Source organism: Paraburkholderia caballeronis, assembly GCF_900104845.1.
Classification (GTDB): Bacteria; Pseudomonadota; Gammaproteobacteria; order Burkholderiales; family Burkholderiaceae; genus Paraburkholderia; species Paraburkholderia caballeronis.
Map to the genome: position 1 here is coordinate 1,839,675 of NZ_FNSR01000001.1, position 25,745 is coordinate 1,865,419.

Genomic DNA, 25,745 nt, shown 5'->3' on the forward strand with positions numbered 1-25,745 from the left:
TCGGCGGACTTCGAGCAAGTCCCGGTCCGATCCGGCAGCGACAGTTCACTCGCGAGCCGGCGCACCCAGGGTGTCGGTCGCGCCAGCATCACCGGAGGCGGTGGCGGCGCGGTCGATACAGCAGCCGGCTTAAGACTCAACCCTAGCGGAGATTTACATGGCAGTCACCATGCGTCAAATGCTGGAAGCCGGCGTCCACTTCGGACACCAGACGCGCTTCTGGAACCCGAAGATGGCCCCGTTCATTTTCGGTCATCGCAACAAGATTCACATCATCAACCTCGAAAAGACGCTGCCGATGTACAACGACGCACTGAAGTACGTGCGTCAACTGGCGGCGAATCGCGGCACGATCCTGTTCGTCGGCACGAAGCGTCAATCGCGCGACACGATCGAGGCGGAAGCGCAGCGCGCGGGCATGCCGTTCGTCAACGCACGCTGGCTCGGCGGCATGCTGACCAACTTCAAGACGCTGAAGGTGTCGATCAAGCGCCTGAAGGACATGGAGACGGCGGTCGAGGCGGGCGAGCTCGAAAAGATGAGCAAGAAGGAAGCGCTGCTGTTCGAACGCGAGATCGCGAAGCTGCAGAAGTCGATCGGCGGCGTGAAGGACATGGGCGGCATTCCGGACGCGATCTTCGTCGTCGACGTCGGCTATCACAAGATCGCCGTTACCGAAGCGAACAAGCTGGGCATTCCGGTCATCGCGGTGGTCGACACGAACCACTCGCCGGAAGGCATCGACTACGTGATCCCGGGTAACGACGACGCGAGCAAGGCCGTCGCGCTGTACGCGCAAGGCGTTGCCGACGCGATCCTCGAAGGCCGTGCGAACGCGGTCAACGACGTCGTTCAGGCGGTTCGCCAGAACGAAGGCGACGACGAGTTCGTCGAGGTCAACCCGGAGGCGTAAGCTGCCCCGTGTCCGGCAAGAAAAGGGGGCTTTCCATAGGCCCCTTTTTTTTAAGCCGTGGTCATGGAAGCGTCACACGCGTGGCACCGGCGACACTGTAAAAAAGCGTGTCGTGCGGAAACGAATTCCTGCCGGCCGCATCGAAGAGCGGTCGGCGTACCAGACAGACTCAAGGAGCGAATGATGGCGGCAATTACCGCAAGCATGGTGGCAGAACTGCGCGCGAAGACCGACGCGCCGATGATGGAATGCAAGAAGGCCCTGACGGAAGCCGACGGCGACATGGCGCGCGCGGAAGAGCTGCTGCGCGTGAAGCTCGGCAACAAGGCGAGCAAGGCGGCGTCGCGCGTGACGGCTGAAGGCGTGATCGCGTCGTACATCGGCGGCAACACCGGCGCGGTGGTCGAGCTGAACTGCGAAACCGACTTCGTCGCGAAGAACGACGACTTCCTCGCGTTCGCGAAGACGGTTGCCGAACTGGTCGCGACGCAGAACCCGGCCGACGTCGCCGCGCTGTCCGCGTTGCCGCTCGACGGCTCGACGGTCGACGCCGTGCGCCTCGCGCTCGTCGGCAAGATCGGCGAGAACCTGTCGATCCGCCGCTTCGCGCGCTTCGAGACGTCGAACAAGCTGGCCGCGTACCTGCACGGCACCCGCATCGGCGTGCTGGTCGAGTATGCCGGCGCGGACGAGCAGGTCGGCAAGGACGTCGCGATGCACATCGCGGCGATGAAGCCGGTCTCGCTGTCGGCGGACGACGTGCCGGCCGAACTGATCGCGAAGGAACGCAGCATCGCCGAGCAGAAGGCGGCCGAGTCGGGCAAGCCGGCGGAGATCGTCGCGAAGATGGTCGACGGCTCGGTGCAGAAGTTCCTGAAGGAAGTGTCGCTGCTGAACCAGCCGTTCGTGAAGAACGACAAGCAGACGATCGAGCAGATGCTGAAGGCGGCCGGCACGTCCGTGCAGCAGTTCACGCTGTTCGTGGTCGGCGAAGGCATCGAGAAGCGTCAGGACGACTTCGCAGCCGAAGTGGCGGCGCAGGTCGCTGCTGCGAAGCAGCAATAACGCAGTACGCATCAGGCAGCATCGCAGTTCCTGCAGTACCCGCGGCGCAGCAATGCGCCGCGGTGGGCAGCGTTGCAGCACCGGCCGCGGCAAGCCCCCGCCGCGGTCGATGCCGCAGGTCACCGCGATTTCTGGCGGCGCTTGCCCGAAGCCGTATTTCACCCCTACAGTTTCAAGTTATTGTCCTTTCCCGCGCGATCTGGATATCCCATGCCCACACCCGCCTACAAACGCGTTCTGCTCAAACTCTCCGGCGAAGCCCTGATGGGCGATGATGCGTTCGGCATCAACCGCGCCACGATCGAAAGGATGGTGGCGGACGTGGCCGAGGTGGTGCAGCTCGGCACGCAGCTCGCGGTCGTGATCGGCGGCGGCAACATCTTCCGCGGCGTCGCGGGCGGCGCGGCCGGCATGGACCGCGCGACCGCCGACTACATGGGCATGCTCGCGACGATGATGAACGCGCTCGCGCTGCAGGACGCGATGCGCCACGCGGGCATCGAGGCGCGCGTCCAGTCGGCGCTGCGGATGGATCAGGTCGTCGAGCCGTACATCCGGCCGCGCGCGATCCGTCAACTGGAAGAAGGCCGGGTCGTGATCTTCGCGGCCGGCACCGGCAACCCGTTCTTCACGACCGACACCGCGGCCGCGCTGCGCGGCTCGGAGATCGGCGCGGAAGTCGTGCTGAAGGCGACCAAGGTCGACGGCGTGTATTCGGCGGACCCGAAGAAAGACCCGAGCGCGACGCGCTATACGACGATCAGCTTCGACGAGGCGATCAGCCGCAACCTGCAGGTGATGGACGCGACCGCGTTCGCGCTGTGCCGCGACCAGAAGCTGCCGATCCGGGTGTTTTCGATCGTCAAGCCGGGCGCGCTGAAGCGCATCATCCTCGGCGAAGACGAAGGCACGCTCGTCCACGTGTAAACTCTCGGTCACGCGAGAGAGTCGAACGCTGGCCGGCGCCGCCGTCGGGCGCACCGGTCGGCTCGTACCGTTATGAAGGTTCGGAGGTTTGAAAATGGCTTTGGCTGACATCAAGAAGGGCGCGGAGCAGAAAATGCAGCGCTCGATCGAGGCATTCAAGAACGACCTGTCGAAGATCCGCACGGGCCGTGCGCATACCGGCCTGCTCGATCACATCCAGGTCGACTATTACGGCTCGCCGGTGCCGATTTCGCAGGTCGCGAACCTGACGCTCGTGGACGCGCGCACGATCGGCGTGCAGCCGTGGGAAAAGAAGATGGTCGGGGTTGTCGAGAAGGCGATCCGCGAATCGGATCTCGGCCTGAACCCGGCGTCGCACGGCGACGTGATCCGCGTGCCGATGCCCGCGCTGACCGAAGAGCGCCGCCGCGAGCTGACCAAGGTGGTCCGCGGCGAAGGCGAGACCGCGAAGGTCGCGGTGCGCAACCTGCGCCGCGACGCGAACGAGCAACTGAAGAAGCTCGTGAAGGACAAGGAAATTTCCGAGGACGACGAGCGCCGCGCGAACGACGAAGTGCAGAAGCTGACGGACCGCTTCGTCGCGGAGATCGACAAGCTCGTGCAGACGAAGGAAGCCGAGATCATGACGGTTTGAGGCGGCGACGCCTTCTGTACCGTCACGCACAGTCTCCTTTCTTTATCGCAGCTATAGTCCGACGGCCATGACCTATACCAGCTCAACCGTTCGAGTGCCCGACGTGGCGGCCGTGCCGCGCCACATCGCGATCATCATGGACGGCAATGGCCGTTGGGCGACGCAACGCCGCCTGCCGCGCGTCGCCGGTCACACGCGCGGCGTCGACGCCGTGCGCGCGGCCGTCGAGGCATGCGCGAAGCGCGGCGTCGAATATCTGACGCTGTTCGCATTCAGTTCGGAGAACTGGCGGCGTCCGACCGACGAGGTGTCGTTCCTGATGCGCCTCTTCGTGACCGCGCTGGAGCGCGAGGTCGGCAAGCTGCACGCGAACGGCATCCGGCTGCGCGTGGTCGGCGACCTGTCGATGTTCGACTCGCGCATCCAGGACCTGATCCGCCGCGCGGAAACGCGGACCGCGCGCAACACGCGACTCACGCTGACGATCGCGGCGAATTACGGCGGCCGCTGGGACATCATGCAGGCGACCCGCAAGCTGGTCGAGGAAGCCGCGCGCACCGGCGAGCCGGCGCCGATTACCGAGGACTCGTTCGCGCAGCATCTCGCGATGGCGTATGCGCCGGAGCCGGACCTGTTCATCCGCACCGGCGGCGAGCAGCGCATCAGCAACTTCCTGCTGTGGCAGCTCGCGTACACCGAGTTCTATTTCACCGACACCTACTGGCCGGACTTCGACGCGGACGCGCTGGCGCACGCGATCTCCTCGTATGCCGAACGCGAGCGCCGCTTCGGACGCACGAGCGCGCAGCTCGAACCGCAATCCCAGGACGCCGACTCCCTTTCATGCTAAAGACCCGTGTCATCACGGCGATCGTACTGCTCGCGGTATTCGTGCCGGTCACCGTGTTCGCGCCGGTCGCCGCGTTCGGCGCGCTGATCGGCGTCGTCGTCGTGTTCGCCGCGTGGGAATGGGCGCGGCTTCTGAAGGCCGGCGCGGCCGGCTCGATCGTCTATGCGGTGATCGCGGGCCTCGCGGTCGCGGCGAGCACGCGGCTCGACGCGCCGCGGCCGCTGTTCCAGGCGGCCGGCGTGTTCTGGGTGGTCGCCGGCCCTTACGTGCTCGCGCGCAAGCCGGTGCTTGCCGCCGGCGCGTGGCGCGCGTTCCTGCTCGTCGCGGGCCTCGTGATCTTCGCGGCGTGCTGGCATGCGCTCGTCGTCGCGCGCGGCGTCGGCATCGCGTTCGTGCTGTCGCTGCTGCTTGTCGTCTGGCTCGCCGATATCGGCGCATACTTCGCCGGTAAGGCGTTCGGCCGCCACAAGCTCGCGCCCGCGATCAGCCCCGGCAAGACCTGGGAGGGGGCCGTCGGCGGCTGGGTCGCGGTGATGGTCGTCGCGCTCGCCGCGGCGCTCACGCAGGCGTTCGCGCCGACGCTCTTTTCCGCGCTGTTCGCCGGCCTCGGCGCGCCGCGCGCGTTGTTCATGCTTACTGTGCTGGTCGCGTTCAGCGTGATCGGCGACCTGTTCGAGTCGATGCTGAAACGCCAGGCCGGCGTGAAGGATTCGAGCGGCCTGCTGCCGGGTCACGGCGGCGTCCTCGACCGCATCGACGCGCTGCTGCCGACGCTGCCGCTCGCGCTGCTGCTCGTCAGCTAGAGAAAGAGATATGCAAAAACGACTTACCTTGCTCGGTTCCACGGGCTCGATCGGAGACAGCACGCTCGACGTCGTCGCGCGCCATCCGGACCGTTTCTCCGTCTATGCGCTGAGCGCGCACCGCAATGGCGACAAGCTCGTCGAGCAATGCCTGCGCTTCAAGCCGGAAGTCGCCGTGGTCGGCGACGCGGATACCGCCGCGCGCGTCGCGCAGAAGCTGCGCGACGCCGGCTGCCGCACCGAGGTCACGTACGGCAAGGACGCGCTCGTCGAGGTATCGGCGAGCGACGGCTGCGACACGGTCGTCGCGGCGATCGTCGGCGCGGCGGGCCTTGCGCCGTCGCTCGCGGCGGCGCGCGCCGGCAAGCGGATCCTGCTCGCGAACAAGGAGGCGCTGGTGATGTCCGGCGCGATCTTCATGGACGCGGTGCGCGACCACGGCGCGGTGCTGCTGCCGGTGGACAGCGAGCACAACGCGATCTTCCAGTGCCTGCCGCGCGAGGCGGCGCTGCACGGCGGCGTGTCGAAGATCATCCTGACCGCGTCGGGCGGCCCGTTCCGCACGCGCGAGCCGGCGACGCTCGTCGACGTGACGCCGGACGAAGCGTGCAAGCACCCGAACTGGGTGATGGGCCGCAAGATCTCGGTCGATTCCGCGACGATGATGAACAAGGGCCTCGAAGTGATCGAGGCGCACTGGCTGTTCGGCCTCGCGGGCGACCGGATCGACGTGCTGATCCATCCGCAGAGCGTGATCCATTCGCTCGTGTCGTATGCGGACGGCTCGGTGCTCGCGCAGCTCGGCAACCCGGACATGCGCACGCCGATCGCGCATGCGCTCGCGTTCCCGGATCGCGTCGATTCGGGCGTCGCGCAGCTCGATCTCGCGCAGATCGCGACGCTGTCGTTCGAGAAGCCGGATTACCAGCGTTTCCCGTGCCTTGCGCTCGCGATGAAGGCGCTTGCGGCCGGCGGGATCGCCAGCGCGTCGCTGAACGCGGCGAACGAGGTGGCGGTGGACGCGTTCCTGAACCGCCGGATCGGTTTCATGGCGATCGCGCAGACGGTCGAGACGGTGCTCGACCGGCTCGCGAACCGCAGCGCCGCGAGCCTCGACGACGTGCTCGACGCGGACGCGTTGGCGCGCCGCGCGGCGCAGACCATCATCGACAGCCTGCCTGTGCCGGCTTGACGCCGAACAACGCCGGGCGCGCTGCCCAAGCAGTGAGGCGCATATGAACCTGCTCATCGAACTGGTTGCCTTCGCGGTGGCGATCGGCGTGCTCGTCGTCGTCCACGAATACGGGCACTACAGCGTCGCGCGGCTGTGCGGCGTGAAGGTTCTGCGCTTCTCGATCGGCTTCGGCAAGCCGCTCGCGCAGTGGGTCAGCAAAAAGACCGGCACCGAATGGACGGTTTCCGCGCTGCCGCTCGGCGGCTACGTGAAGATGCTCGACGAGCGCGAGACCGGCGAGCCGATCGATGAGGCGGACCTGCCGCACGCGTTCAACCGCCAGCCGGTCGGCAAGCGGATTGCGATCGTCGCGGCGGGGCCGCTCGCGAACTTCCTGCTCGCGATCGTGCTGTTCGCCGTTGTGTATGCAACGGGCGTCAGCGAGCCTGCGCCGATCGTCGCCGCGCCGCCGTCGCACTCGGCGGCCGCGCAGGCCGGTTTCCAGGGCGGCGAGACGATCGTCGCGGTCGGCAGTGCGACCGGCAGCGACACCGAGCAGGTGCGCTCGTGGTCGGACCTGCGCTGGAAGCTGCTCGCGGCCGCATTCGACGACGACAGCCGGGTCGTGCTGTCCGCGCGCGACGGCGATGGCACCTATGACTTCCCGCTTGATCTGTCGCAACTGTCCAGCAAGGATCTCGACGACGACTTCATGTCGCGCCTCGGCCTCGAAGCGGGCGGCGGCACGCTGCGCGTCGCGGGCGTCGAGCCGGGCAGCGCCGCGCAGCAGGCGGGTCTCGCCGCGGGCGACCGGCTGCGCTCGATCGACGGCCGGCCGGTCGACAGCGCGAGCGCGTTCATCGCGTACGTGAAGGGCCATGCGGGCAAGCCGGTACGGATCGAGGTGGAGCGCGGCAGCAACGGCGACGTCGTGCCGCTGACGATCGTGCCGGCCGCGCAGCGCGACCCGGACACCGGCGAGCAGGTCGGCCGCATCGGCGCGGCGCTCGCGACCCAGGTGCCGTCGGTGGACGTGCGCTACGGGCCGCTGGAGAGCGTGCGGCTCGGCGCGCAGCGCTCGTGGGACATCGCGGCGTACTCGGTGCGGATGTTCGGGAGGATGCTCACCGGCGACGCGTCGCTGCGCAATCTGTCAGGCCCGGTAACGATTGCGGACTACGCGGGCAAGAGCGCGCGCCTTGGGCCGTCTGCATTCCTGTCGTTCCTCGCCCTTGTCAGCATTAGCCTCGGCGTGCTGAACCTGCTCCCAATTCCGGTATTGGACGGGGGGCATCTGTTATATTATCTGGTTGAAGCCGTTACGGGCAAAGCCGTATCGGATCGCTGGCAGCTGATTCTCCAGCGAGCCGGGCTGGCCTGCATCGTCGCGCTGTCGGCGATCGCACTGTTCAACGATCTGGCTCGGTTAATCCATTTTTAAAGTATCCGGCGGCGTCCTTCCATCAGGCGCCCGCCTGGTCTGATGCAGCTATACACACTGGGGAAGCACGTTGTTTAGACCTCATCGTTTGGTTCCAAAGACGGTTGCGGCCGCGGCGTTCGCCGCGCATGGACTGGTCGCCCACGCAGCGACGACTCCTTTCGTGGTGCAGGACATCCGGATCGAAGGGCTGCAACGCGTCGAGCCCGGCACCGTGTTCGCCTACCTGCCGATCAAGCAGGGCGACACGTTCTCCGACGACAAGGCATCCGAAGCTATCCGCGCGCTCTATGCGACGGGCTTCTTCAACGACGTGAAGATCGCCACCGAAGGCAGCGTGGTGATCGTCCAGGTGCAGGAGCGCCCGGCGATCGGCACGATCGACTTCGCCGGCGTGCATGAATTCGACAAGGACAATCTGACGAAGGCGCTGCGCGCGGTCGGGCTGTCGCAGGGCCGCTACTACGACCGCGCGCTCGTGGAAAAGTCCGAGCAGGAACTGAAGCGCCAGTACCTGACGCGCGGCTTCTACGCGGCCGAGGTGACGACGACGATCACGCCGATCGACCGCAACCGCGTCGGCATCCTGTTCACGGTCGTCGAAGGGCCGAGCGCGAAGATCCGCCAGATCAACTTCATCGGCAACCACACGTACAGCACCGGCACGCTGCTCGGCGAAATGCAGCTGTCCACGCCGAACTGGTTCTCGTGGTACACGAAGAACGACCTGTACGCGAAGGAAAAGCTGACCGGCGACCTGGAGAACGTGCGCTCGTTCTACCTGAATCGCGGCTTCCTCGAATTCAGCATCGAATCGACGCAGGTGTCGATCTCGCCGGACAAGAAGGAGATGTACCTGACGATCACGGTGCACGAAGGCCAGCCGTACACCGTGTCGAGCGTCCATCTCGCAGGCAACCTGCTCGATCGCGAAGCCGAACTGAGCAAGCTCGTCAAGATCCGCGCGGGCGACCGCTTCTCGGCCGAGAAGCTGACCGCGACGACGAAGGCGATCGTCGACAAGCTGGGCGAATACGGCTACGCGTTCGCGACCGTGAACGCGGTGCCGCAGATCGACCAGGTCAACCACAAGGTCGACCTGACGCTGCAGGTCGATCCGGGCCGCCGCGTGTACGTGCGCCGCATCAACGTGATCGGCAACACGCGCACGCGCGACGAGGTCGTGCGCCGCGAAATGCGCCAGCTCGAAAGCTCATGGTTCGACTCGAACCGCCTCGCGTTGTCGAAAGACCGGATCAACCGCCTCGGCTACTTCACCGACGTCGACGTGACGACCGTGCCAGTCGAAGGCACCGCGGACCAGGTGGACATCAACGTGAAGGTCGCGGAAAAGCCGACCGGCGCGATCACGCTGGGCGCGGGCTTCTCGTCGACGGACAAGGTCGTGCTGTCGGCCGGCATTTCGCAGGACAACGTGTTCGGTTCCGGCACGAGCCTGTCGGTGAACGTGAACACCGCAAGAACGTACCGCACGCTGACCGTCACGCAGGTCGACCCGTATTTCACGGTCGACGGCATCAAGCGGATCACCGACCTCTATTACCGCACGTACCAGCCGCTGTATTACTCGACCGATTCGAGCTTCCGCATCATCACCGCGGGCGGCGACCTGAAGTTCGGCATCCCGTTCTCGGAAGTCGATACGGTGTACTTCGGCGCGGGCGTCGAGCAGGACCGCATCGACACCGATGCCGCGACGCCGCAGAGCTACAAGGACTACGTGACCGATTTCGGCCGGATCTCGACCAACGTGCCGCTGACGGTCGGCTGGTCGCGCGATTCGCGTGACAGCGCACTGGTGCCGAGCAAGGGCTACTTCACGCAGGCGAACGCCGAATACGGCACGCCGATCGGCGGGGCGGAGTACTACAAGGCCGATCTCCAGGCCCAGTACTATTACTCGTTCGCACGCGGCTTCGTGCTCGGCCTGAACTTCCAGGGCGGCTACGGCAACGGCATCGGCAGCAAGCCGTTCCCGATCTTCAAGAACTACTACGCGGGCGGTATCGGTTCGGTCCGCGGTTACGAGCCGAGTTCGCTGGGTCCGCGCGACAAGACGACGAACGATCCGATCGGCGGCTCGAAGATGATCGTCGGCAACATCGAGCTGACGTTCCCGCTGCCGGGCACCGGTTACGACCGTACGCTGCGCGTCTTCACGTTCCTCGATGGTGGTAACGTCTGGGGCACGGAAGGCAGCAGCATCGGCGCGAACGGCCTGCGTTACGGCTACGGTCTGGGTCTCGCGTGGATTTCGCCGATCGGTCCGCTCAAGCTGAGCCTTGGCTTCCCGCTGCAGAAACACGAAGGCGACCAGTACCAGAAGTTCCAGTTCCAGATCGGGACGGCATTCTGACCGGGCGGGCAGGCGGGTTTGCCAGTACCAACAGAAACGAGAGGGTGACTTTGCTAACGGGTATGTTTTCCAGACGTTTGATCGGGGCAGTGGCGCTGTCGCTCGCGACGTTCGTGTTTGCCGGAACGGGCGTCGCGCATGCGCAGGAAGCGAAGATCGCGGCGGTGAACTCCGACCGCATCCTGCGCGAGTCGGCGCCCGCGAAGGCCGCGCAGACCAAGCTCGAAGCCGAGTTCGCGAAGCGCGACAAGGATCTGCAGGACATGGCGCAGCGCCTGAAGTCGATGTCCGATGCGCTGGACAAGAGCGGCCCGTCGCTGTCCGCGATCGACCGCGCGGCGAAGCAGCGCGACCTGTCGCAGCTCGACAGCGACTTTCAGCGCAAGCAGCGCGAGTTCCGCGAGGACCTGAACCAGCGCCGCAACGAGGAGCTGGCCGCGGTGCTGGACAAGGCGAACAAGGTGATCAAGCAGATTGCCGAGCAGCAGCATTACGACCTGATCGTGCAGGAGGCGGTGTACGTGAGCCCGCGCATCGACATCACCGACCAGGTGCTGAAGGCGCTCGCGGCGCCGGCCGGCAACTGATAGCAGGAGCAAGAGAGGCGCATGGCATTCACGCTTGAGGAAATCGTCCGGCGGTTCGGCGGCGAGGTGGTCGGCAACGCGGCGCAGCGCGTCGTGTCGCTCGCGCCGCTCGACCAGGCCGGTCCCCAGCAACTCGCGTTCCTGGCCAACCCGAAATATCTGTCGCAGGTGGAGACGACCGCCGCCGGCGCGGTGCTGATCGGCGCGGACGATCTCGCAAAACTCGCGTCGCGCGACGCCCGCAACTTCATCGTCACGCCGAACCCGTATGCTTATTTCGCCCGCGTCGCGCAGGCGTTCATCGACCTCGCGGCGCCGAAGGCCGAACCGGGCGTGCATGCGAGCGCGCACGTCGATCCGTCCGCGCAGGTCGCCGCCACTGCGGTGATCGGCCCGAACGTGACCGTCGAGGCGGGGGCGGTGATCGGGGAGCACGTGCGGCTCGACGCGAACGTGTTCGTCGGCCGCGGCACGAAGATCGCGGCGGGCTCGCATCTGTATCCGGGCGTCACCGTGTATCACGGCTGCCGGATCGGCGAGCGCGCGATCGTCCATTCGGGCGCGGTGATCGGTTCGGACGGCTTCGGCTTCGCGCCGGACTTCGTGGGCGAAGGCGATGCGCGCACCGGTAGCTGGGTGAAGATTCCGCAGGTCGGCGGCGTGTCGATCGGGCCGGACGTCGAGATCGGCGCGAACACGACGATCGACCGCGGCGCGATGGCCGACACGGTGATCGACGAGTGCGTGAAGATCGACAACCTCGTGCAGATCGGCCACAACTGCCGGATCGGCGCGTACACGGTGATCGCCGGGTGCGCGGGCATCGCGGGCAGCACGACGATCGGCCGCCACTGCATGATCGGCGGCGCGGTCGGCATCGCGGGCCACGTGACGCTTGCGGACTACGTGATCGTCACCGCGCAGTCGGGCGTGTCGAAGTCGCTGCGCAAGCCGGGCATGTACACGAGCGCGTTCCCGGCGATCGAGCATCGCGACTGGAACCGCAGCGCCGCGCTGATGCGCAATCTCGACAAGCTGCGCGACCGCATCAAGGCGCTCGAAGCGGCGGTCGCCGCTCAGCCGTCGCCAGGCGACGACTGAGCGGTACCCCTGACGCCGCAGCGCCACGGCGCGGGCGTCGCGCCGCGGCGGTCGGCATGCGAAAGCCGGCGTTCGGCAATACGACGCCGGCTTTCGCGTGCCGCACCGTGCGCGGGCAGATCCGAATGCACGTCGCCCGGCGCGTGGCGCATACTTCGCGTCAGCGCGGGCCTCACCATCCGCAGTCATCTTCGCGCAATTCGTGCGTGAGCAGAAACACCATGAACATCGAGAAAATCAACTTCGACATCCACAAGATCCTCACGTTGCTGCCGCACCGCTATCCGTTCCTGATGGTGGACCGCGTGATCGACCTCGTGCCGCACAAGAGCATCAAGGCGCTGAAGAACGTGACCGTCAACGAGCCGTTCTTCACCGGTCACTTCCCGACGCGCCCCGTGATGCCGGGCGTGATGATCCTGGAGGCGCTCGCGCAGACCGCCGCGCTGCTGACGTTCGCGGAAGAGCCGCACGATCCGGAAACGACGCTGTACTACTTCGTCGGCATCGACGGCGCGCGTTTCAAGCGCGTGGTGGAGCCGGGCGACCAGCTGATCCTGAACGTGACGTTCGAGCGCTACATGCGCGGCATCTGGAAGTTCAAGGCGCATGCGGAAGTGGACGGCGCGGTCGCCTGCGAGGCGGAGCTGATGTGCACCGTCAAGAACGTGGACCCGGCGGCGTAAGCACGCGCCGTCCTGTGCCGGGTGGCGCGCGACGCGCCGCGGCACGCAACAGACTCGGAAGCGAGGGCGAATGACCAGGATTCATCCCACTGCGATCGTCGAGCCGGGCGCGCAGCTCGACGAGACCGTCGAGATCGGACCGTATGCGGTCGTCGGCGCGCACGTGCGCATCGGCGCGCGCACGACGATCGGCTCGCACAGCGTGATCGAGGGCCATACGACGGTCGGCGAGGACAACCGCATCGGCCACTTCGCGTCGATCGGCGGCCGTCCGCAGGACATGAAGTACAAGGACGAGCCGACCCGGCTCGAAATCGGCAACCGCAACACGATCCGCGAGTTCACGACGCTGCACACCGGCACGATGCAGGACACCGGCGTCACGATCATCGGCGACGACAACTGGATCATGGCGTACGTGCACGTCGGCCACGACTGCCGGCTCGGCAACAACGTAATCATGTCGAGCAACGCGCAGCTCGCGGGCCACGTGATCGTCGAGGACTACGCGATCGTCGGCGGCATGTCGGGCGTGCACCAGTTCGTGCGGATCGGCGCGCACTCGATGCTCGGCGGCGCGTCGGCGCTCGTGCAGGACGTGCCGCCGTTCGTGATCGCGGCTGGCAACAAGGCGGAGCCGCACGGGATCAACGTCGAGGGGCTGCGTCGCCGCGGTTTCTCGCCGGATGCGATCTCGGCGCTGCGCTCCGCGTATCGGCTGCTGTACAAGAACGGCCTGTCGCTCGAAGAAGCGAAGGTCCAACTGGCCGAACTCGCGTCGGCCGGCGGCGACGGCGACGCGCCGGTGCAGGCGCTGATCGCGTTCGTCGAGCAGTCGCAACGCGGCATCATCCGCTAGGCGATGGCGGCGCTGCAAACCCGTCCCCTGCGCATCGCGATGGTCGCCGGCGAGCCGTCCGGCGATCTGCTCGCCGCGTCGCTGCTCACCGGCCTCGCGGGCCGTCTGCCGGACACCACGCAGTACTACGGGATCGGCGGTCCGCGCATGGCGGCCGTCGGCTTCGACGCGCACTGGCCGATGGAGAAGCTGACGGTGCGCGGCTACGTCGAGGCGCTGCGGCACATCCCGGAGATCCTCGGCATCCGCAACGAACTGAAGCGGCAGCTGCTCGCGGACCCGCCCGATGCGTTCGTCGGCGTCGATGCGCCGGACTTCAACTTCGGCCTCGAACATCCGCTGCGCGACTCCGGCATCCCGACGATCCACTTCGTGTGCCCGTCGATCTGGGCGTGGCGCGGCGGCCGCATCAAGAAGATCGCGAAGGCGGTCGATCACATGCTGTGCGTGTTCCCGTTCGAGACCGCGATTCTCGAAAAGGCGGGCGTCGCGGCGTCGTACGTCGGCCATCCGCTCGCGGACGAGATTCCGCTCGTGCCGGACATGCCCGGCGCGCGCCGCGCGCTCGGGCTGCCGGACAGCGGCCCGGTGATCGCGGTGCTGCCGGGCAGCCGCCGCTCGGAGATCGAACTGATCGGCCCGACGTTCTTCGACGCGATGCAGGTGATGCAGCAGCGCGAGCCGGGGCTGCGTTTCGTGATGCCGGCCGCGACGCCGGCGTTGCGCGCGCAGTTGCAGACGCTCGTGGACCGGCATCCGGGCCTCGCGCTGACGATTACCGACGGCGGCGCGCAGCTCGCGATGACGGCCGCCGACGCGATCCTCGTGAAGAGCGGCACCGTCACGCTCGAAGCGGCGCTGCTGAAGAAGCCGATGGTGATCTCGTACAAGGTGCCGTGGCTGACCGGGCAGATCATGCGGCGGCAGGGGTATCTGCCGTACGTTGGGCTGCCGAACATTCTTGCGGGCCGTTTCGTCGTGCCGGAGATCCTGCAGCACTTCGCGACGCCGGAGGCGCTCGCGGACGCCACGCTCACGCAGTTGCACGACGAAGCGAACCGACGCACGCTGACCGAAATCTTCACGGACATGCACCACGCGCTGCGGCAGAACACGTCGCAGCGGTCGGCGGAAGTGGTCGCGGAGGTCGTCGAACGCCGCAGGAGGCGGACATGACCGACAGCGCGCCGAAGCGCGAGCGGGCGGCAAAGCAACCCGCGAAGCAACGCGTAAAGCGGCCGAGCGCTCCGCAGCCGGGCCTCGCGTTCGATGCGCCGGACGAGATCGTCTGCGGCGTCGACGAGGCCGGGCGCGGGCCGCTTGCGGGGCCGGTCGTCGCGGCGGCGGTGATCCTCGATCCGGCGCGGCCGATCGTCGGTCTCGACGACTCGAAGGCGTTGAGCGCGAAGAAGCGCGACGCGCTGTACGAACTGATCGTCGAGCGTTCGATCGCGTACTGCGTCGCGTCCGCGTCGGTCGACGAGATCGACACGCTGAACATCCTGCACGCGACGATGCTCGCGATGCGCCGCGCGGTCGAAGGGCTGCGCGTGACGCCGACGCTCGCGAAGATCGACGGCAACCGCTGCCCGGTGCTCGCGGTGCGCAGCGAGGCGGTGATCGGCGGCGACGCGCTGGTGCCGTGCATCTCGGCCGCGTCGATTCTCGCGAAGGTCACGCGCGACCGGATGCTGCTCGAACTGCATCAGACGTTCCCCGCGTACGGTTTCGACGCGCACGCGGGTTACGGCACGCCGCAGCACCTGGCCGCGCTGCGCGCGCATGGGCCTTGCGAGCATCATCGGCGCTCGTTCGCGCCGGTGCGCGACGCCTATGCGCTGCACGGGCTGACGTTGCCGGGTCGCGTGCTGGCGTCCGGTGTTACGTCACACGACGGCGCCGGCGACGACGCGTTCGCGCCGGCCTGATACGTCGTTTTCGTTTCATCCGGCGCTCGCGCGATGCGGCGCCGATTCCCGTTTCCCCGATCCAGGTTCAGCCGCCCGTGAAAGCCATTACCTCGCGCGACAATCCGCTGTACAAGCGCCTGAAGGCGCTGGCCGGCTCGACGCATCAGCAGCGCAGGAGCGGTCAGGCGCTGCTCGAAGGGTTCCATCTCGCGAGCGCGTGGCTCGACGGCGGCGCGCAGCCCGAACTGTGCGTCGTCACCGACGGCGCGCTCGCGCACGACGAGGCGCAGACGATCGTCGCGCGGATCGACGGCCAGCGCGTGGTCATGCTGCCGGATGCGCTGTTCGGCCAGCTTTCGAACGTCGTGCACGGCGTCGGGCTGCTGCTGCTGGTCGATACGCCGGAACCCGCGTTGCCGCCGCGCGTCGCGGACACCTGCGTGGTGCTCGACGGCGTGCAGGACGCGGGCAACGTCGGTTCGATCCTGCGCAGCGCGGCGGCGGCCGGCATCGACAAGGTGTTCTGCACGCCCGGCACCGCGCACGCGTGGTCGTCGAAGGTGCTGCGCTCCGCGATGGGCGCACATTTTCTGCTGAACGTGTTCGAGAACGTCGAGCCGGCGGCGCTGCTCGACAGCCTCGCGGCGCCGGTCGTGATCACCGATTCGCACGGCGCGCAGCCGGTCGACGACTGCGACCTGACCGGCGCGGTCGCGTGGGTGTTCGGCAACGAAGGGGCGGGCGTGTCGCAGGTATGGCGCGACGCGGCCGCGCATCGGGTGACGATTCCGCAGCCGGGCGGGATGGAGTCGCTGAACGTCGCCGCGGCCGCCGCGGTGTGTCTGTTCGAGCAGGTCCGGCAGCAGCGCCGCGCGCGCTGACCGGCCGCAGCCGCTTTGCGCTCACGGCGCGATGGGCGGGGAAGCCGCGTCAGTACGGCGGCTTGTCCATGCGGATTTCCTGCAGGATCGTCGTCGCGATCTCCTCGATCGACTTGTGTGTCGACGACAGCCACTTGATCCCTTCGCGCCGCATCATCGTTTCCGCTTCGTTGATCTCGTAGCGGCAGTTCTCGATTGCCGCGTATTTGCTGCCGGGCCGCCGCTCGTTGCGGATCTCGGAGAGCCGTTGCGCGTCGATCGACAGGCCGAACAGCTTCGACCGATGCTCGATCAGCGGCGTCGGCAGCTTGCCGCGCTCGAAGTCGTCCGGAATCAGCGGGTAGTTCGCGGCCTTCACGCCGTACTGCATCGCGAGGTACAGGCTCGTCGGCGTCTTGCCGCTGCGCGACACGCCGACGAGGATCACGTCCGCGTCCACGAGATTGCGGTTCGATTGACCGTCGTCGTGCGCGAGCGAGAAGTTGATCGCCTCGATCCGGTTCTTGTACTCCTCGGTGTCCGCGTTCTGGTGCACGCGGCCCATCGCATGGCTCGACTTGACGTCCAGCTCCTGTTCGAGCGGCTCGACGAAGGTCTGGAACATGTCGAGCACGAGCGCGTTCGAGCGCTTCACGACTTCGTTCGACTGGCTGTCGACGAGCGTCGTGAACACGATCGGGCGGCGTCCTTCCTGCACGGCCGCGTCGTTGATCTTGTCGACGGTCACATAGGCCTTGTCCATCGAATCGACGAACGGCACGCGCACGAGGCGGAATTTCTGGTCGAACTGCGACAGGATCGAATGCGCGAACGTTTCGGCAGTGATCCCGGTACCGTCGGAGACGATGAATACGGTGGGCGGCATCGGTGGCAGGCTGGAAAGGGCGCGCGTCGGCGCACAAAAGGGGCGCGAAGGGCCGGGATGCGCCGCTTTGGGGCGCGATTCGGGCCGGCTGCGACATTTTCTGGAGTCGGCACGGTAGAATAGCGGCAACCTGTTCGATAAGCAATTGCAGTGAAACCTCGCCGAACCGGCGTCGATTGTGGCGCGTTCGGGCGAATTCCGCGGCGATTTCGTTCAACATCGTGCAAACGCGCGCTTCTTCGGGCTTTTGTCCTGCGTGTGCGGCCGGTCTTTCCGGTCTCGCGATTGCTTCTCAAACAGGTTGCGCAAGACGCGGATTCGCTCCCCATGGGCGGCCCGCGTCCGAGCCCACTTGCGCAATCGTGGATTTTTTTCACACTTAGGGGCTTGTATGACTAACACCATTCCGAAGGATCAGGCTTATGTAGTGCCGTTCGAGCAGTTGCGGATGACCGACGTCGAGATCGTGGGCGGCAAGAACGCGTCGCTCGGCGAAATGATCAGCCAGCTGGCCGAGGCCGGCGTGCGCGTACCCACGGGTTTCGCGACGACCGCGCTCGCGTTCCGCGACTTCCTGAAACATAACAACCTGACCGAGCGGATCGCCGCGCGCCTCGAAAAGCTGGACGTCGACGACGTGAAGGCGCTCGCGGAGGCGGGCAAGGAAATCCGTCAATGGATCGCCGAAGCGCCGCTGCAGCCGCGCCTCGAACAGGATATCCGCGCGGGTTTCGAGACGCTGCAGAACGGCTCGCCGGCCGAGCTGTCGTTCGCGGTGCGTTCGTCGGCGACCGCCGAGGATCTGCCCGACGCATCGTTTGCGGGCCAGCAGGAAAGCTACCTGAACGTCGTCGGCATCGACGACGTGCTCGATCGCCTGAAGCACGTGTTCGCGTCGCTGTACAACGACCGCGCAATCTCGTATCGCGTCCACAAGGGCTTCACGCACGCGGAAGTCGCGCTGTCGGCCGGCGTGCAGCGGATGGTGCGCTCCGACGTCGGCGCGGCCGGCGTGATGTTCACGCTCGACACCGAGTCGGGCTTCAAGGACGCGGTGTTCATCACGTCGAGCTACGGCCTTGGCGAGACGGTCGTGCAGGGCGCGGTGAACCCGGACGAGTTCTACGTGTTCAAGACCACGCTCGCGCAGGGCAAGGCGCCGATCATCCGGCGCTCGATCGGCTCGAAGCTCATCAAGATGGAATTCACGCAGCCGGGCGAGCCGGGCCGCGTGAAGACGGTCGACGTGTCGCACGAGCAGCGCAACCGCTTCTCGATCACCGACGAGGACGTGATCGAACTCGCGAAATACGCGGTGATCATCGAGAAGCACTACCAGCGCCCGATGGACATCGAGTGGGGCAAGGACGGCCGCGACGGCAAGATCTTCATCCTGCAGGCGCGTCCTGAAACGGTGAAGAGCCAGGCGCACGGCAAGATCGAGCAGCGCTTCAAGCTGAAGGGCCAGTCGCAGGTGCTCGCGACCGGCCGTGCGATCGGCCAGAAGATCGGCGCGGGCCGCGTGAAGGTGATTCACGATCCGTCCGAGATGGAGCGCGTGCAGCCGGGCGACGTGCTGGTCGCCGACATGACCGACCCGAACTGGGAGCCGGTGATGAAGCGCGCATCGGCGATCGTCACGAACCGCGGCGGCCGCACCTGCCACGCGGCGATCATCGCGCGTGAACTGGGCGTGCCGGCGGTGGTCGGCTGCGGCGACGCGACCGACGTGCTGAAGGACGGCGCGCTCGTCACCGTGTCGTGCGCGGAAGGCGACGAAGGCCGGATCTACGACGGTCTGCTCGAAACCGAAGTCAGCGAAGTGCAGCGCGGCGCGCTGCCGCCGATTCCGGTCAAGATCATGATGAACGTCGGCAATCCGCAGCTCGCGTTCGACTTCTCGCAGCTGCCGAACGCGGGCGTCGGCCTTGCGCGTCTCGAATTCATCATCAACAACAACATCGGCGTCCACCCGAAGGCGATTCTCGAATACCCGAATGTCGACGCCGATCTGAAGAAGGCGGTCGAGAGCGTCGCGCGCGGTCATGCGTCGCCGCGTGCGTTCTACGTCGACAAGCTGACCGAAGGGATCGCGACCATCGCCGCGGCGTTCTATCCGAAGCCCGTGATTGTGCGTCTGTCCGACTTCAAGTCGAACGAGTACAAGAAGCTGATCGGCGGTTCGCGTTACGAGCCGGACGAGGAAAACCCGATGCTCGGCTTCCGCGGCGCGTCGCGTTATATCTCGGAAGACTTCGCGCAGGCGTTCGAGATGGAGTGCGTCGCGCTCAAGCGCGTGCGCGAGGAAATGGGCCTGACGAACGTCGAGATCATGGTGCCGTTCGTGCGCACGCTGAAGCAGGCGGAGCGCGTGGTCGGCCTGCTCGACAAGTTCGGCCTGAAGCGCGGCGTGAACGACCTGAAGCTGATCATGATGTGCGAGGTGCCGTCGAACGCGATTCTCGCCGAAGAGTTCCTGCAGTTCTTCGACGGTTTCTCGATCGGCTCGAACGACCTCACGCAGCTGACGCTCGGCCTCGATCGCGACTCCGGCATGGAACTGCTCGCGGTCGACTTCGACGAGCGCGACGAAGCGGTGAAGTTCATGCTCAAGCGCGCGATCGAAACCTGCCTGCGGCTGAACAAGTACGTCGGCATCTGCGGGCAGGGGCCGTCCGATCATCCGGACTTCGCGCAGTGGCTTGCGGAGCAGGGCATCGCGTCGATGTCGCTGAACCCGGACACGATCATCGACACGTGGCAGGCGCTCGCGAAGTTGCAGGCGAAATAAGCCACGACGAACCGCGCGCTGGGCAACCGGCGCGCGGTTCGTGAGGCGCTTGGCCGCATGATGGCGTTGCGGCACGCCGGTCGCGAAAAAAGTGTCAGCTTCGTGCTATAACACCCCGGTCAAGCCGGGGTGTTTTGCTTTGGGAGAGCGACGTGGGACCACACGGGTTGTTCTGGTGGGTCGGCGCGGGCGTGCTGGTGATCGCCGAACTGATGACGGGCACGTTCTATCTGCTGATGATCGCGCTCGGTTTCGTCGCGGGGCTGATCGCGTATGCGTTCGACGCACCGCTCGATCTGCAACTGGCGATCGCCGCGGCGGTCGCGTTCGTCGCGCTGCTGGTGTTGCGGCGCGTGCGGTTCAGCCGGCGGCGTCGCGGGCTCGACGTGTCGCGCGACCCCGACGTGAATCTCGACATCGGCTCGACGCTGACCGTTTCCGGCTGGCATGACGGCCGTTCGCGCGCGATGTATCGCGGCGCCGAATGGGACGTCGAACTGGCGCCCGGCGAGCCCGACGACGCGCCGCTCTATGAAATCACCGCATTGCGCGGCAACAGCCTGATCGTCGCGGCGAAAAAGCCGCCGCGCACGGCCGGCGCGCGCGACGCGTGACACCCGGCGCGCATGCCGTGCGCGCCGAACGACTCGAAGGAGGCCTCGTCATGCAAGTTCCCATCGTCGGCGCGATTCTGCTCGTGATCGTGATCGTGCTGGTCGCGCAGACCGTGAAGATCGTGCCGCAGCAGCACGCGTGGGTCGTCGAGCGGCTCGGCCGCTATCATGCGACGCTCACGCCCGGTCTGACGATCGTGCTGCCGTTCGTCGATCGCGTCGCGTACAAGCACGTGCTGAAGGAGATTCCGCTCGACGTGCCGAGTCAGATCTGCATCACGCGCGACAACACGCAGTTGCAGGTGGACGGCGTGCTGTACTTTCAGGTCACCGATCCGATGAAGGCATCGTATGGATCGAGCAACTTCGTGTTCGCGATCACGCAGTTGTCGCAGACGACGCTGCGCTCGGTGATCGGCCGGCTCGAACTCGACAAGACGTTCGAGGAGCGCGACTTCATCAATCACAGCATCGTGTCGTCGCTCGACCAGGCCGCGTCGAACTGGGGCGTGAAGGTGCTGCGCTACGAGATCAAGGACCTGACGCCGCCGAAGGAGATCCTGCACGCGATGCAGGCGCAGATCACCGCGGAGCGCGAGAAGCGCGCACTGATCGCCGCGTCCGAAGGGCGCAAGCAGGAGCAGATCAATCTGGCGGCCGGCGCGCGCGAGGCCGCGATCCAGAAGTCCGAAGGCGAGCGGCAGGCGGCGATCAACCAGGCGCAGGGGCAGGCGTCCGCGATTCTGACGGTGGCCGACGCGAATGCGGAGGCGATTCGCAAGATCGCGGCGTCGATCCAGTCGCAGGGCGGCATGGACGCGGTGAACCTGAAGGTCGCCGAACAGTATGTGAATGCGTTCGGCAATCTCGCGAAGCAGGGGAATACGCTGATCGTGCCCGGCGACATGGCCGACCTGAGCACGATGATCGCGTCTGCGTTGACGATCGTGAATCGCACGGGTGCGCGCGAAGCGATCGTGCGGCCCGCGCCGGGCGCGGAGACGAGGGGCGGGTGACGAACGGTCGTGCGGCAAGTCCGGCTTGCGCCGGACTGTCGCGGACGTCAGGGGGCAGGACGCGTCAGGTCGGCGAGCGCATCAGGCGCGCTTTTTCGCGCTCCCAGTCGCGTTTCTTCTCGGTTTCGCGCTTGTCGTGCTGCTTCTTGCCCTTCGCGAGCCCGACTTCGCACTTCACGCGCCCGCCCTTGTAGTGGAAGTTCAGCGGCACGAGTGTGTAACCGCGCTGCTCGACCTTGCCGATCAGCTTGTGGATTTCGGTCTTGTGCAGCAGCAGCTTGCGCGTGCGCACCGGGTCCGGCTTCACGTGCGTCGACGCTTCCGGCAGCGGGCTGATGTGCGCGCCGATCAGGAACAGCTCGCCGTCGCGGATCACGACGTAACCTTCCTTGATCTGCCCGCGGCCCGCGCGCAACGCCTTGACCTCCCACCCTTCGAGCACGAGCCCCGCTTCATGGCGTTCTTCGATGAAGTAATCGAAGAATGCTTTTCTGTTGTCGATGATGCTCATAGGAAATGGAAAAGGTCCAACTCGTTTAAAATCACGATTTTAGCAAAGCGGGCGTCCAAAAGCCCGCTGTGCTTCCACTCCTGCAACGCGTTGCGCAGCTTATGGCGGATGTCCAGAAAACCGTGTTGATTCGCCATTCGGCGGAACAGATGTTCGACCTCGTCACCGACGTTGCCGACTACCCCAACTTCCTGCCGTGGTGCGGCGGCGTCGAGATTCGCCGCCAGGACGAAAACGGGATGGAGGCGAGGATCGACATCAATTTCAAGGGGATCAAGCAGCACTTCGCGACCCGCAACTCGCAGCAGCGGCCGACCCGCATCGACATGGAGTTCGCGGACGGCCCGTTCCGCAAGTTCACCGGCTACTGGCGCTTCACGCCGCTGCGCGCGGACGCGTGCAAGATCGAGTTCGCATTGCACTACGAATTCACGAACGTGATCCTCGAAAAGATCATCGGGCCGGTGTTCAGCCACATCGCGAACACGTTCGTCGAATCGTTCGTGAAGCGCGCGGACCAGCGCTACGGAAAATGACGACGATGGACGCGAAACTTTCCATCGACGTGTGTTACGCGCTGCCGGACGCGCAGACGCTGATCGCGGTCGAATTGCCGGCCGGCGCGACGGTGCAGCAGGCGATCGACGCGAGCGGCATGCTGGCCCGGCATCCGGAGATCGACCTCGCGAAGCAGAAGGTCGGCGTGTTCGGGAAGATTCGGCCGCTCGATGCGACGCTCGCGGACCACGACCGCGTCGAGATCTACCGTCCGTTGATCGTCGATCCGAAGGCCGCGCGGCAGCGGCGCGTCGACAAGACCCGGCGCGAAGGGTCGATCGAAGGGCGGAAGTGGCTGCCGAAGGATTCGCGGTAGGCGGGACGGACGTCGTTGGCCGGCCGGCGGCATCTTCGGCGCCGGACGCACCGCCGCATGCGATGCCGGGGGGTCCGGTGGTCGCGCTGTGTCGCGCGATGCTCCGTTCGGCCCCGCTGCCTAAACCGCCGTGCGCCGCCGTTCGGTCGGCGCGTTGCCGTTGCCCGTCCCGGTTCCGGCCGGATCGGCCGACGGCACGATGCCGTCCCCGTGCGCGGTGCGTTGCGGTTCGCCCGCGTGACGGCGCACCGACCAGCTGACGCCCGCGACCAGCAGCACGATCGCCGCGATTTCCAGCGGACGCGGCAACCGGTGGTCGTACACGAACCCGTACAGCAACGCAAACAGCGTCTCGAACACGATCATCTGGCCGGACAGCGTCAGCGGCAGCCGTTTCGCGGCCGCGTTCCACAGCCCGTTGCCGAGCCATGACGCGCCGATCGCGAGGATCAGGTTCAGTTGCCAGAACGTCGTCCAGCGCGACGCGGCGACGTCGGCCTGCACCGAGCCGGCCGGCAGCAGCGTGATCGCGAGCCACAGCGCGCCGCCGAGCGCGCCGGTCACGACGCCCCACAGCACTGACCACTCGTTGCCGCTGAAATGCGTGATGCGCTGCAGATAACGCGCGTTCTCGACCGCGAACCACGACCAGCACACCAGCGCGCCGACCGCGCAGCCGATGCCGGTCAGCTTCGTCAGCACGTCGCCGCCGCCATTACCCGCCGCGGTGAACACGTCGACGTTGATGCACGCGATGCCGGCCGCGATCATCGCGAGCGGCAGCGCGAGCCGGCGAAGCGGCACCGCGCCGTGGTCGCGGCGGCCGAGCAGCGTGACCGTGACCGGCAGCACGCCGACGATCAGCGACGCGGGCGCGATGCCGACCAGATGGATTGCGGTCGCGAGAAACAGGTAATAGAGCAGGTTGCCGGCGAGCGCGAGCTTCACGAGCGCGACGACGTCCGCGCGCGTGAGGCGCGGCCACACGCGGCGCGCCATCGGCAGCAGCGCCGCGAGCGACACGAGGCCGTACATCACGTAGCGGCCCGCGCTCAGCAGCAGCGGCGAGAAGTCCGGCAACTGGCGGGGCACGACGAAAACCGTTCCCCATAACGCTCCGGCGAGAATGCCGTACAACACCCCGCGCTGCATGTGTTTCGTGCCTCTGGATCGCGATGAATGGCGCACAGCTTAAGCGGTGACGGGGCGGTGCGTCTTGTTTAATCCTGCAGCGGCGGCGGACTGCCCGAAAATCGGGCCGGACAGCCTGCCGAAAGCGCCTGGGAATTTTTCACGAATCGCCGCTAAGCCGCTGTTCGGACACGTGAAATCCAGGGAGGTATCGCGTATAATCTGCTTTTGCGCCCATAGGATTTGCCATGCGTCTGATCCAGAAAGCACTCACGTTCGATGACGTGCTCCTCGTCCCGGCCTTCTCCGACGTTCTGCCGCGCGACACCAGCCTGAAGACCCGGCTGACCCGCAATATCTCCCTGAACATTCCGCTCGTGTCCGCCGCGATGGATACGGTCACCGAAGGCCGTCTCGCGATCGCGATGGCGCAGCAGGGCGGTGTCGGCATCGTCCACAAGAACCTCACGCCGGCCGAGCAGGCGCGCGAGGTCGCGAAGGTCAAGCGCTTCGAATCCGGCGTCGTGCGCGACCCGATCACCGTGCCGCCGCAGATGAAGGTGCGCGACGTGATGGCGCTGTCGCAGCAGCATGGCATTTCCGGCTTTCCGGTCGTCGAGGGCGCGCAACTGATCGGCATCGTCACGAACCGCGACCTGCGTTTCGAAACGCGTCTCGACGAGCCGGTCCGCTCGATCATGACGCCGCGCGAGCGGCTCGTCACCGTGAAGGAAGGCACGCCGCTCACCGAGGCGAAGGCGCTGATGCACAGCCACCGCCTGGAGCGCGTGCTGGTCGTCAACGACGCGTTCGAACTGCGCGGCCTGATGACGGTGAAGGACATCACGAAGCAGACCGAACACCCGGCCGCGTGCAAGGACGAGCACGGCAAGCTGCGCGCGGGCGCGGCGGTCGGCGTCGGTCCCGACAACGAGGAGCGCGTCGAACTGCTGGTGCAGGCGGGCGTCGACGTGATCGTCGTCGATACCGCGCACGGCCACAGCAAGGGCGTGCTCGAACGCGTGCAGTGGGTGAAGCGCAACTTCCCGCACGTCGAGGTGATCGGCGGCAATATCGCGACCGCCGACGCCGCGAAGGCGCTCGTCGAATACGGCGCGGACGGCGTGAAGGTCGGCATCGGCCCGGGTTCGATCTGCACGACGCGGATCGTCGCCGGCGTCGGCGTCCCGCAGATCAGCGCGATCGCTAACGTGTCCGACGCGCTGCGCGGCACCGGCGTGCCGGTGATCGCGGACGGCGGCATCCGCTATTCGGGCGACGTCAGCAAGGCGCTCGCAGCCGGCGCGAACGCGGTGATGATGGGCAGCATGCTCGCGGGCACCGAAGAGTCGCCGGGCGACGTGTTCCTGTATCAAGGCCGCCAGTACAAGGCGTATCGCGGCATGGGTTCGGTCGGCGCGATGAAGGACGGCGCCGCGGACCGCTACTTCCAGGACAACTCCGCGAACATCGACAAGCTCGTGCCGGAAGGCATCGAAGGGCGCGTCGCGTACAAGGGCTCGGTCAACGCGATCCTGTTCCAGTTGATCGGCGGCGTGCGCGCGAGCATGGGTTACTGCGGCTGCGGCACGATCGACGAAATGCACGAGAAGGCCTCGTTCGTTGAAATCACGTCGGCGGGGATGCGCGAATCGCACGTCCACGACGTGCAGATCACGAAGGAAGCGCCGAACTATCACGTGGACTGAGGTCT

25 protein-coding genes are annotated in these 25,745 nt (G+C 66.5%); 22 read left to right on the forward strand and 3 right to left on the reverse strand.

All coding sequences use genetic code 11. The annotated features are described in order from the left end of the window. Window positions 1-157: 157 nt before the first annotated feature. The 16 genes from rpsB (at window position 158) to BLV92_RS08250 (ending at window position 16,229) form a co-directional block, all read left to right on the forward strand. Window positions 158-913: a 30S ribosomal protein S2 gene (rpsB, locus tag BLV92_RS08175; RefSeq protein ID WP_090543892.1), complete on the forward strand. Its 756-nt coding sequence runs from the start codon at window positions 158-160 to the stop codon at window positions 911-913. Between the two features lie 183 nt (window positions 914-1,096). Next, window positions 1,097-1,978, forward strand: coding sequence for a translation elongation factor Ts (tsf, locus tag BLV92_RS08180; RefSeq protein ID WP_090543894.1), 882 nt, complete (start codon window positions 1,097-1,099; stop codon window positions 1,976-1,978). A 210-nt stretch (window positions 1,979-2,188) separates the two neighbouring features. Next, complete coding sequence (pyrH, locus tag BLV92_RS08185) at window positions 2,189-2,905, forward strand: UMP kinase (protein WP_090543896.1); 717 nt, start codon at window positions 2,189-2,191, stop codon at window positions 2,903-2,905. A gap of 94 nt (window positions 2,906-2,999) precedes the next feature. Continuing rightward, window positions 3,000-3,560 carry a ribosome recycling factor gene (gene frr, locus BLV92_RS08190; RefSeq protein WP_090543897.1) on the forward strand — a complete coding sequence of 187 codons (561 nt, stop codon included), beginning with the start codon at window positions 3,000-3,002 and terminating at the stop codon, window positions 3,558-3,560. A 67-nt stretch (window positions 3,561-3,627) separates the two neighbouring features. Continuing rightward, the gene (uppS, locus tag BLV92_RS08195; protein WP_090543899.1) at window positions 3,628-4,410 is read left to right on the forward strand and encodes a polyprenyl diphosphate synthase; all 783 of its coding nucleotides are present in this window, start codon (window positions 3,628-3,630) and stop codon (window positions 4,408-4,410) included. Continuing rightward, window positions 4,404-5,213, forward strand: coding sequence for a phosphatidate cytidylyltransferase (locus tag BLV92_RS08200; RefSeq protein WP_090543901.1), 810 nt, complete (start codon window positions 4,404-4,406; stop codon window positions 5,211-5,213). The genes uppS and BLV92_RS08200 overlap by 7 nt, the downstream gene beginning before the upstream one ends. A 10-nt stretch (window positions 5,214-5,223) precedes the next feature. Further along, window positions 5,224-6,405, forward strand: coding sequence for a 1-deoxy-D-xylulose-5-phosphate reductoisomerase (locus tag BLV92_RS08205; RefSeq protein WP_090543902.1), 1,182 nt, complete (start codon window positions 5,224-5,226; stop codon window positions 6,403-6,405). A gap of 43 nt (window positions 6,406-6,448) precedes the next feature. Then, window positions 6,449-7,828 (forward strand): RIP metalloprotease RseP, encoded by a 1,380-nt coding sequence (gene rseP / locus BLV92_RS08210; RefSeq protein ID WP_090543904.1) that lies wholly within the window; start codon window positions 6,449-6,451, stop codon window positions 7,826-7,828. A 70-nt stretch (window positions 7,829-7,898) separates the two neighbouring features. Next, complete coding sequence (gene bamA / locus BLV92_RS08215) at window positions 7,899-10,205, forward strand: outer membrane protein assembly factor BamA (protein ID WP_090543906.1); 2,307 nt, start codon at window positions 7,899-7,901, stop codon at window positions 10,203-10,205. Between the two features lie 50 nt (window positions 10,206-10,255). Then, window positions 10,256-10,792 carry an OmpH/Skp family outer membrane protein gene (locus BLV92_RS08220; protein WP_090543908.1) on the forward strand — a complete coding sequence of 179 codons (537 nt, stop codon included), beginning with the start codon at window positions 10,256-10,258 and terminating at the stop codon, window positions 10,790-10,792. A 21-nt stretch (window positions 10,793-10,813) separates the two neighbouring features. Continuing rightward, the gene (lpxD, locus tag BLV92_RS08225; protein ID WP_090543910.1) at window positions 10,814-11,893 is read left to right on the forward strand and encodes a UDP-3-O-(3-hydroxymyristoyl)glucosamine N-acyltransferase; all 1,080 of its coding nucleotides are present in this window, start codon (window positions 10,814-10,816) and stop codon (window positions 11,891-11,893) included. Window positions 11,894-12,114: 221 nt separating this feature from the next. Then, window positions 12,115-12,579: a 3-hydroxyacyl-ACP dehydratase FabZ gene (gene fabZ, locus BLV92_RS08230; RefSeq protein ID WP_090543914.1), complete on the forward strand. Its 465-nt coding sequence runs from the start codon at window positions 12,115-12,117 to the stop codon at window positions 12,577-12,579. 70 nt (window positions 12,580-12,649) lie between these two features. Then, a complete protein-coding gene (lpxA, locus tag BLV92_RS08235) occupies window positions 12,650-13,438 on the forward strand; it encodes an acyl-ACP--UDP-N-acetylglucosamine O-acyltransferase (protein ID WP_090543917.1) in 789 nt (262 codons plus the stop codon). A 3-nt stretch (window positions 13,439-13,441) separates the two neighbouring features. Further along, window positions 13,442-14,614, forward strand: coding sequence for a lipid-A-disaccharide synthase (gene lpxB / locus BLV92_RS08240; protein ID WP_090543919.1), 1,173 nt, complete (start codon window positions 13,442-13,444; stop codon window positions 14,612-14,614). Further along, the gene (gene rnhB / locus BLV92_RS08245) at window positions 14,611-15,366 is read left to right on the forward strand and encodes a ribonuclease HII (protein ID WP_090543921.1); all 756 of its coding nucleotides are present in this window, start codon (window positions 14,611-14,613) and stop codon (window positions 15,364-15,366) included. The genes lpxB and rnhB overlap by 4 nt, the downstream gene beginning before the upstream one ends. Window positions 15,367-15,443: 77 nt before the next feature. After that, complete coding sequence (locus BLV92_RS08250; RefSeq protein WP_090543923.1) at window positions 15,444-16,229, forward strand: TrmH family RNA methyltransferase; 786 nt, start codon at window positions 15,444-15,446, stop codon at window positions 16,227-16,229. 49 nt (window positions 16,230-16,278) lie between these two features. Here the strand turns inward: BLV92_RS08250 and ppsR are convergent, their stop codons facing one another. Continuing rightward, entirely contained in the window at window positions 16,279-17,094 is an 816-nt protein-coding gene (gene ppsR, locus BLV92_RS08255) for a posphoenolpyruvate synthetase regulatory kinase/phosphorylase PpsR (RefSeq protein ID WP_090543925.1), read from the reverse strand. 391 nt (window positions 17,095-17,485) lie between these two features. Here ppsR and ppsA point away from each other — a divergent pair, with 391 nt between their 5' ends. From ppsA to BLV92_RS08270, 3 genes are all read left to right on the forward strand, one after another. After that, window positions 17,486-19,885 carry a phosphoenolpyruvate synthase gene (gene ppsA, locus BLV92_RS08260; RefSeq protein WP_090543928.1) on the forward strand — a complete coding sequence of 800 codons (2,400 nt, stop codon included), beginning with the start codon at window positions 17,486-17,488 and terminating at the stop codon, window positions 19,883-19,885. A gap of 152 nt (window positions 19,886-20,037) precedes the next feature. After that, window positions 20,038-20,499, forward strand: a complete 462-nt coding sequence (locus tag BLV92_RS08265; protein ID WP_090543930.1) for an NfeD family protein — start codon at window positions 20,038-20,040, stop codon at window positions 20,497-20,499. Window positions 20,500-20,549: 50 nt separating this feature from the next. Next, window positions 20,550-21,515 carry an SPFH domain-containing protein gene (locus BLV92_RS08270; protein WP_090543932.1) on the forward strand — a complete coding sequence of 322 codons (966 nt, stop codon included), beginning with the start codon at window positions 20,550-20,552 and terminating at the stop codon, window positions 21,513-21,515. 64 nt (window positions 21,516-21,579) lie between these two features. On the opposite strand, the gene smpB is transcribed toward BLV92_RS08270, so the two are convergent. Beyond that, complete coding sequence (gene smpB, locus BLV92_RS08275; protein ID WP_090543935.1) at window positions 21,580-22,026, reverse strand: SsrA-binding protein SmpB; 447 nt, start codon at window positions 22,024-22,026, stop codon at window positions 21,580-21,582. Between the two features lie 101 nt (window positions 22,027-22,127). On the opposite strand from smpB, the gene BLV92_RS08280 reads away from it, so the two are divergent. Then, on the forward strand, window positions 22,128-22,562 hold the full coding sequence (locus BLV92_RS08280) for a type II toxin-antitoxin system RatA family toxin (RefSeq protein WP_090543937.1): 435 nt from the start codon (window positions 22,128-22,130) through the stop codon (window positions 22,560-22,562). A 5-nt stretch (window positions 22,563-22,567) separates the two neighbouring features. Continuing rightward, window positions 22,568-22,900, forward strand: coding sequence for an RnfH family protein (locus BLV92_RS08285; RefSeq protein WP_090546922.1), 333 nt, complete (start codon window positions 22,568-22,570; stop codon window positions 22,898-22,900). Window positions 22,901-23,020: 120 nt separating this feature from the next. Here BLV92_RS08285 and BLV92_RS08290 read toward each other — a convergent pair whose 3' ends face one another. Beyond that, window positions 23,021-24,052, reverse strand: a complete 1,032-nt coding sequence (locus BLV92_RS08290) for a DMT family transporter (protein WP_090543939.1) — start codon at window positions 24,050-24,052, stop codon at window positions 23,021-23,023. A gap of 227 nt (window positions 24,053-24,279) precedes the next feature. Here BLV92_RS08290 and guaB point away from each other — a divergent pair, with 227 nt between their 5' ends. Next, the gene (gene guaB, locus BLV92_RS08295) at window positions 24,280-25,740 is read left to right on the forward strand and encodes an IMP dehydrogenase (protein ID WP_090543941.1); all 1,461 of its coding nucleotides are present in this window, start codon (window positions 24,280-24,282) and stop codon (window positions 25,738-25,740) included. Window positions 25,741-25,745 lie beyond the last annotated feature (5 nt).